Genomic DNA, 8,084 nt, shown 5'->3' on the forward strand with positions numbered 1-8,084 from the left:
ACGAACGTCGCCCACTGGCAGTCGGGGTGGATCGACGGTCGCGCCTTGAGCGCCTTGGCCAGCGGACGGGCGTCCTCCCGCGCGAACGAGAGGTAGAGCGCCTGCATGCTGATGAAGTCGAACATCATGGTGAGCTCGTCGCCGTCGGAGCCGCCGAAGTAGGCGCGCTGCTCCTTGTGGGGCAGGTTGACCTCGCCCAGCAGGATCGCGTCCCCGCGTCGCCGGCCGAGGAACGACCGCAACGCCTTGAGGTAGGCGTGGGGATCGCCCGGTACGTCGTCGCCGGCGGTGTCGACGTCGGCGATCAGGAACGGAACGGCATCGACCCGGAATCCGGCGAGCCCGAGCTGGAGCCAGAAGCCGAGGGACTTCGCGATGTGGTCACGGACGACGGGGTTGGCGAAGTTCAGGTCGGGCTGGTGGGAGTAGAAGTGGTGGAGGTACCACTCGCCCGTGCGCTCGTCCAGAGTCCAGATGCCGTCCTCCTTGTCGGGGAAGACGACGGAGTCGGACGTGTCGGGAGGCGGGTCGGAGCGCCAGACGTAGTAGTCGCGGTACGGGTTGTCCTTGCTGCGACGTGCCTCCTTGAACCACGGGTGCTCCGCCGAGGTGTGGTTGACGACGAGGTCCGCGATCACCCGGATGCCACGGTCGTCGGCAGCACGGAGGAGCTCCACGAGGTCGCCGTGGGTGCCGAGCCTGCTGTCGACGCCGAAGAGGTCGGTCACGTCGTAGCCGTCGTCACGGTCCGGTGTCGGGTAGAAGGGCATCAGCCACAGGCACGTCACCCCCAGCTCGGCGAGGTAGTCGATCCGCTGGGTCAGTCCGACGAGGTCTCCGACGCCGTCCCCGTCGGAGTCGGAGTACGTCTCGACGTCCGCGCAGTAGATGACGGCGTTCTTCCACCAGAGGTCTCCGGTGCTCACACTTCGTGCCACGACTCAGCCTTCCTTGAGCTGGGGGATCACGTGCTCACCGAACGCGTCGAGGAAGCGCTCCTGCGACTGTCCGACGTGATGGAGATAGATCTCGTCGAAACCGAGCGAGGCATACTCGGCGAGGCGCTCGCAGTGGCGGCCGAGATCGGATGAGATGTCGACCACCGTGCGCACCTTCTCCACGGTGACGTCCTCGGAGACGGCGTCGAACGCCTCGGGCGTCTCCAGGTCCCACGGGATCGGCTCGCTGAAGACGTTGCTGCGCCACTGCTCGTGGGCGATCTGCTCCGCCTCCTGCTCGGTCGGCGCCCACGCCAGGTGCACCTGCAGGGCGAGCGGTCCGGCGCCTCCGGCCTCCCGGTAGGCGTCCACGCGCTTGCGCAGGTCCTCGAGCGGCTGGTTGACCGTCACCATCCCCTCGCTCCAGGCGGCGACACGAGACGCGCTCGCGAGCGAGACGGCCGGGCCGACGAGACGCGGCCGTGGGTCGGGGACGTCCCAGAGGCGGGCCCGGTCGACCGTGACCAGACCGTCGTGGCTGACCTCCTCACCCTCGAGCAGCCGGCGGATGACGTCCACGCACTCCTCCAGCCGCCGCGTCCGTACCTCCTTGGCCGGCCACCGGTCGCCGGTGATGTGCTCGTTGCCGGCCTCGCCGCTGCCGAGGGCGACCCAGAAGCGGCCGGGGAACATCGTGCCGAGGGTGCCGATGGCCTGGGCGATCACTGCGGGGTGGTAGCGCTGCCCGGGCGCGCTGACCGCACCGAAGGTGAGGTCGGTGGTGGCGAGCGCAGCACCGAGCCATGACCAGGCGAACGCCGAGTGTCCCTGCCGCTGGCTCCAGGGCGAGAAGTGGTCGGAGCACATCGCCATCTGGAACCCCGCCCGCTCAGCGTGCTGGACGTCGGCAAGCAGCTGCCGCGGGGAGATCTGCTCGTGACTGGCATGGAACCCGTAGCGCGTCATGGGCCCCAGACAACCGGATCACGCTGCGGCGCGCAGACTGCCAGAGGCATGCAACCGGCTCCTCCGGGCACGGAGCAGGCATGAGTGATCCCCTCGAGGTCTACCGCCGCAAGCGCGACTTCACTCGTACGCCGGAACCTGCCGGTGGTGAGACGCCGGACGCGGGTGCCGCGAGGTTCGTCGTGCAGCGCCACCGCGCGAGCCGCTTGCACTACGACCTTCGGTTCGAGGTCGACGGGGTCCTCGTGAGCTGGGCCGTGCCCAAGGGGCCCACGCTCGACCCGTCGGCGCGGCGGCTCGCGATGCACGTGGAGGACCACCCGATCGAGTACCTGCTCTTCGAGGGAGTCATCCCGTCCGGCGAGTACGGCGGCGGGGACGTCATCGTGTGGGACACCGGCACCTGGGAGCCGGTCAAGACCGACGACCCGCGTGCCGCCGTCAAGGCCGGTGAGCTGCACGCCGAGGTCCACGGCGAGAAGCTGCGTGGACGGCTCGTGCTCGTGCGCCGCGAGAGCGACGACGGGTCCGACGCCTGGATGCTCCTGCACAAGCACGACCCGCACGCCGTGGACGGCTGGGACGCGGAGGACCACCCCCGTTCCGTGCTGAGCGGACGCACCAACGACGAGGTTGCGGCCGACCCCCACCGGCTGTGGCGCTCCGAGGCGCCGGCCGCCGAGGCCAGCGTCTCTCTCCTCCCCGACCCGCTGCCCGACGAGGCGATCGACGCGCTGAGAGGGCTGGGCAAGCAGGGGACCTGGGAGGTCTTCGGGCGATCGCTGAAGGTGACCAACCTCGACAAGGTCCTGTTCCCCGGTGACCCGCCGGTGACCAAGCGCGAGCTGCTCGCCTACGCCGCCCGCGTCGCACCGGTCGCGGTCCCCTACCTCGAAGGACGGGCGCTCAACCTCCACCGATATCCGGACGGTGCCGACTCGAAGGGTTTCTGGCACAAGCAGCGCCCGGCCCACGCACCGGACTGGCTCGGCGAGTGGGACAACCCCGAGGCCGACGACGGCGAGACCACCACCTACGTCGTGGCCGACGAACCCGCCGCACTCGTGTGGGCGGCGAACTTCGGGGCGCTCGAGTGGCACCCGTGGACCTCACGCATCGAGGCACCGCGCGAGCCGACGTACGCGCTGATCGACCTCGACCCCGGCGAGCGTACGACCTGGGACGACCTGCTCGTCCTCGCCCGTCTGCACCGTACGGCGCTGGACCACCTCGGGGTGACCGCGCGGCCCAAGGTGACCGGCCGCCGTGGCATCCAGATCTGGATCCCGGTCGTCCCCGGCTACAGCTTCGACGACACCCGTGTGTGGGTCGAGAAGCTGTCGAAGACCATCGGGCAGGTCGTCCCCGAGCTGGTCAGCTGGAAGTGGGAGGTGAAGGAGCGCAAAGGGCTCGCCCGGCTCGACTACACGCAGAACGCGATCAACAAGACGCTGGTGGGGCCGTACTCGCCGCGTCCGGCACCAGGTGCCCCTGTGTCGGTCCCCCTCACCTGGGACGAGCTCGACGATCCCGACCTCCGTCCTGACCGCTGGACGGTCCGCTCCGTGCTCGACCGCCTGGAGACGAAGGGCGATCCGTTCCGCGTGCTCCTCGGGGCGGCGCAGGAGCTCCCGGAGATCTCCTGATCACCGTCCCCGATCTGCGCGAAGCCTCAGAGCGTCAGGACAGGACCGCGAGCATGCCGCCCGCGGCGAGACTGCCCACCACGACGACGCCTGCGGTCAGTCCCGTCGCCCGCCACCCGAACGACCGCCCGACCATGAGCATCGAGGGCAGCGAGAGAGCCGGCAGAGCGATCAGCAGGACTCCGCCGACGCCGGCGGTCGCCCCCGCGGCGGTCACCGCCGCGATGACCGGAATCTCTCCGCCGGTCGGCACCACCAACGCGGTCGCGACGACCGCGACCAGGAGCACCGCGACCACGCCGAGCTGCTGAGTGATCCCGTCGAAGTTCGACAGCGGTCCGCTGACCATCCCGACCGCGAACACGGCGACGACGTACTCGGGGACGAGCACGACGGTGAAGCGGGTGAGCGAGCGCAGGTAGCGGCCGGGCATCTCACGCAGCGAGCCGGCGTCGTCGTCCGGGGCAGCGTCGACGTCGGCGACCGCCGCCGCGACCTGCCGCCGCTCGAGGAACCGCGACACCGCAACCCCGGCCCCGACCACGACCACGACACCGACGAGGAGCCGCACCACGGCGTACTGCCAGGGGAGGACAAGCAGGAGGAAGACGAGGACCGCGGGGTTGAGGACCGGGTTGCCGACCCAGTAGGCGATGCAGCCCGCCACCGGCGTCCCACGCTGTCGAAGGCTTCTGGCCACCGGCGCACTGCAGCACGTGCACATCATGCTGGGCATCGACACGATGCCACCGACCAGAGACTGGCTAACGGCCGTACGGCGTCCGAGCGCCGCCAGCAGCCACCTGCGGGGAATGAGGGCGTCCACGGCGGCCGCGACCAGCACCGCCACCACGAGCGCCCGCCAGACTGCCGTGAAGTAGGCGACGGTGAAGTCCCAGCCGGCCGCCCACGGGGAGGACGCGGTGGTCGCGGTGTCGAAGATCGCCGCTCCGTCCCATGCTCCCGTGTCGGACAGCGAGGTCGTCTTGTCGAGGTAGGGCAGCCACTTCGCCCACGACAGCCCGACCACCAGCAGGGCGACCAGCAGGGCAGCACCGACGAGGCCGACCACGAGCCGCCGCCGCAGGTCGTCGGTCTCCGCTCGCGACAGCGAGTTCTCGGCGCTCATGAGCCCGGAGTGCCCGGCCGTGGCCGGGCGAAACACAGCAGTCGATGGATCGTCTGAGTCACGCCATGCCCCTCGCTGTCGTCCGGTGTTCTGCCGACCGTACGACCGCGCTCCCCCTTCCGCCACGTGGAGCAGCACTCAGGCCCGAGAGCGCACGATCTCGGGCCCGGGTGTCGCGAACGGCTCAGAGGTCGGTGACACCTCGCGCCGCTGCGTCGATCAGGTCCGCGACCGCCTTCGGCTGAGAGACCGTCACGGCGTGGGAGGCGTCGATCTCGACCGTGTGCGACTGCGCACGCTCGGCCATGAAGCGCTGGGACTCCGCAGGGATGGCTAGGTCCTGGTTGGCGACCATCGTCCAGGACGGGATGCTGCGCCAGGCAGCCCTCGTGGCCGTGTCCGTGAGGGCACTGCCCGCGATCGGGCGTTGCGTGACGGCCATCACCCGCGCGATGTCGGGCGCCACGTCGGCGGCGAACACCTCGTTGAACCGGTCCTGCTGGATGTAGACGTCAGAGCCGGTGTCGCCGTCTGCCGTCGGGAAGGGCACCGGCTCGGCGGCCGACCCGAGCTCGGCACCGGGGAACTTGGTCGTGAGGTCGTCGGCGCTCTCACCGACCTCGAGGGTGAAGCTGGCGAGGTAGACGAGCGCGGCGACCACCGAGGACCCCTCCGCGGCCTCGCTCATCACTACCCCGCCGTACGAGTGCCCGGCCAGGACCACGGGCCCGTCCCGGGTGTCGAGGAAGCTGCGGAGGTACTCGGCGTCGGAGCTGAGCCCTCGGAGCGGGTTGGCGATCGCGACGACGTGGTAGCCCCGTCGCTGAAGCTCGGGCACGACGCCGTTCCAGCTGGAGGAGTCGGCGAAGGCACCGTGGACGAGCACGATGGTCGGGCGTGGTGTGGACGGGGACGACGATGCAGCGGTCATGACGAGCTCCTTCTCGAAGGCCTGTCGGCCGTGGGTGGACCTCGAGCCTGACGCGACATTCCCCTCGTTCGCCCCCGTGTGATCCCCGGTCTGGCCCCCGGGGTGCCTGACACGGGTCCCCGGCGTCACCTCATGCCGTCAGCGCGTCCCGCCGTGGGCGCGACGTCTGGGCGGCCCCGATGACGTCGCGCAGCTGACGGCGCGAGGAGATGCCGAGCTTGCCGAAGACCTTCCCCATGTGCCACTCCACCGTGCGAGGGCTGAGGAAGAGCTCGGTGCCGATGTCGGGGTTGGTCAGTCCCTCCGCAGCGAGACGGGCGACGTGCATCTCCTGCGGGGTGAGCTCGTCCCGTGTGCCGTGGGCACGCTTGCGCACCGTCTCACCAGTGGCGGCCAGCTCTCGGCGTGCGCGTTCGGCGAAGGCGGCCAGTCCCAGGGCGACCAGCATCTGGTGAGCGGTCCGCAGCTGCTCGCGCGCCTCGACACGCCGGCCGGCCCGCCGCAACCACTCGCCGTACAGCAGGTGCGCCCTGGCGAGCTCGGGAGGAACGGCCGTGCGCCCGAGCCTGTCGATCGACTCGCGATAGAGACTGTCCGCGCGGTCACCGTCGTGCAGCTGCGCCTCGCAGCGCGCGGCCACCCCGAGCGCCCAGTCGCTCCCGCTGGCCCGCGCGAGCGGTGCCAGCTGCGCGAACGCGTCCGCCGCCGTGGTCGGTTCGCCGGCCCGTGAAGCGGCCTCGACCAGCTCGACGAGTGCCCAGGTCGCGACCGCCATCCAGTCGGGCCGGTCGACGGCCTCACGAGCGGCGACCAATGCCTCCCGGTAGCGGCCGAGTCCGTTGTAGAGGAGCGCTTGCGCCCACTGCACGACCCAGGTCCCGAGACCGTCGTCGCGCGCGACAGCCTCTTCGCGCACCGCAGCGAGGAGCGGCTCGGCCTCTGCCTGGTCGCCGCGGAAGGCGGCGAGCCCGATGGCTCCGTACGGCGTCAGCGCCGTACCCGCCGCGGCGTCAACGGCGTGGATCTCCTCGAGCAGCGTCCTTGCGGCCCCCAGGTCACCCCCGAAGAGGGTGACGTAGACGCGGGTGTTCAGGGCGACCGTGAGGGCATCGCCGGCTCCCGCTTCGCGGGCCCGCCTCACGTCCCGACCGGTCAACCTGTCCCACGCGTGCTCGTCCCACAAGCCGGCAGCCACCAGCTCGACCAGCCAGGAGAACCGTGCGCCCTCCCCGGGAGACAGCTCGTCGGTGTCGAACGCCTCGACCGCACGCCTGAGCAGCGGAACGGCCTCGGCGTATCCATCGGCGTACAGCACGGCCATCGCCTGGACCGCCAGGTCACCCGGCCTGCGATCGACCGGGACGCGCGCGTCACGCACGGCGTCGGCCACGGCTCGCACGCCGATGCCGGCGGTTGACCGAGCCGAGAACAACGCAGCGGTGAGCGCGTCCGCATAGCTGTCGAACGCCAGCTGTGGATCGAAGGCCTCGAGCCGCCGAGCGGCGGAGAGCAGCGGCGGGAGCACGTCCGCACCGCGGCAGGATGCACTCTCGATCCGCGCACGCAGCTGGTCGAGCCGGGCCCGATGAAGATCGCCCAGCACCTCACCCTCCGCCACGCCGCACAGCTCCCGCGCCGCGTCCACGGCGCCGGCGTTCAGCAGGGCGTCGATCGCAGCGATCTGCCGGTCGACACGCGGCCGTACGTCGGGCGTCAGCGTGGCTGCCTGCTGCAGGAAGGCCGCAGCCGCGGCCGGGCCGCCCTGCGCTGCCGCGCGCCCGACGGAGCGCTCGAGGTCGCGGGCCACGCGCTCGTCCGGGCGCGCGACGGCGTGGGCGAGGTGCCACGCGCGCCGGTCAGGGTCCTGCACGGGGTCGGTGGCGTCCGCGAGCGCCTGGTGGACCACCCGACGGTCGGCGGCAGCGGCGGCTCCGTAGACCACCGACCGCGCCGTCGGATGCCTGAACCGGACCGTCTCCTGGATCTCGAGCAGCCCGACGGCTTGTGCTGGGGCGACGGCCTCGCTGCCGAGCCCGAGATTCTCGGCGGCGCGCCACAGCAGAGCCGCGTCTCCGGTCGGCTCCGCAGCGGCGGCAAGCAGCAGCAGACGCGACGGCTCGTCCAGCCCTTCGAGCCCGCGCGCGAGCGTTGCTTCGGGGCAACCGTCGGTCACCGCTGTCACGCTCGCCTGCGGACCGAACGCCAGCTCGGTGGTCGAGAACCGCCGCGTCACGTCCCACAGCGCGGCGGGGATGCCGTGGGTCTCGGCGACGAGGCGGCTGCGCACCCGCCGGTCGAGCGGTGCGGCGATCGTCGACCGCAGAAGAGCCTCGGCATCGACCGTGGCCAGTGGAGGGACCGTCAGTCGAGGCAACCTCCCCCAACGCCGATCGTCATCTGCGGCCCTCGTCGCCACCACGAGGACGACCGCGTCCGACTCAAGCCGCCGAGCCACGAACGCCAGGGTCTGCGCC

Annotated in this window: 6 protein-coding genes; 1 reads left to right on the forward strand and 5 read right to left on the reverse strand. The window is 71.2% G+C overall.

The features are described from left to right. Positions 1-938 (reverse strand): alpha-amylase family glycosyl hydrolase (locus PV363_RS13715; RefSeq protein ID WP_301022598.1); only part of this gene is annotated, 938 nt, incomplete at its 3' end. Between the two features lie 3 nt (positions 939-941). After that, positions 942-1,904: a TIGR03885 family FMN-dependent LLM class oxidoreductase gene (locus PV363_RS13720; RefSeq protein WP_220346451.1), complete on the reverse strand. Its 963-nt coding sequence runs from the start codon at positions 1,902-1,904 to the stop codon at positions 942-944. A gap of 80 nt (positions 1,905-1,984) precedes the next feature. On the opposite strand from PV363_RS13720, the gene PV363_RS13725 reads away from it, so the two are divergent. Then, positions 1,985-3,550, forward strand: a complete 1,566-nt coding sequence (locus tag PV363_RS13725; RefSeq protein WP_301022599.1) for a DNA polymerase ligase N-terminal domain-containing protein — start codon at positions 1,985-1,987, stop codon at positions 3,548-3,550. Between the two features lie 34 nt (positions 3,551-3,584). Here PV363_RS13725 and PV363_RS13730 read toward each other — a convergent pair whose 3' ends face one another. The 3 genes from PV363_RS13730 to PV363_RS13740 form a co-directional block, all read right to left on the reverse strand. Then, on the reverse strand, positions 3,585-4,679 hold the full coding sequence (locus PV363_RS13730; RefSeq protein ID WP_220343988.1) for a permease: 1,095 nt from the start codon (positions 4,677-4,679) through the stop codon (positions 3,585-3,587). Positions 4,680-4,863: 184 nt separating this feature from the next. Next, positions 4,864-5,610, reverse strand: coding sequence for an alpha/beta hydrolase (locus tag PV363_RS13735; protein WP_220343987.1), 747 nt, complete (start codon positions 5,608-5,610; stop codon positions 4,864-4,866). 130 nt (positions 5,611-5,740) lie between these two features. After that, a partial coding sequence (locus PV363_RS13740) for a LuxR family transcriptional regulator (protein ID WP_301022600.1) occupies positions 5,741-8,084 on the reverse strand: 2,344 nt, incomplete at its 5' end.

The sequence above is a fragment of the Mumia sp. genome (genome assembly GCF_028803055.1).
Lineage (GTDB): Bacteria > Actinomycetota > Actinomycetes > Propionibacteriales > Nocardioidaceae > Mumia.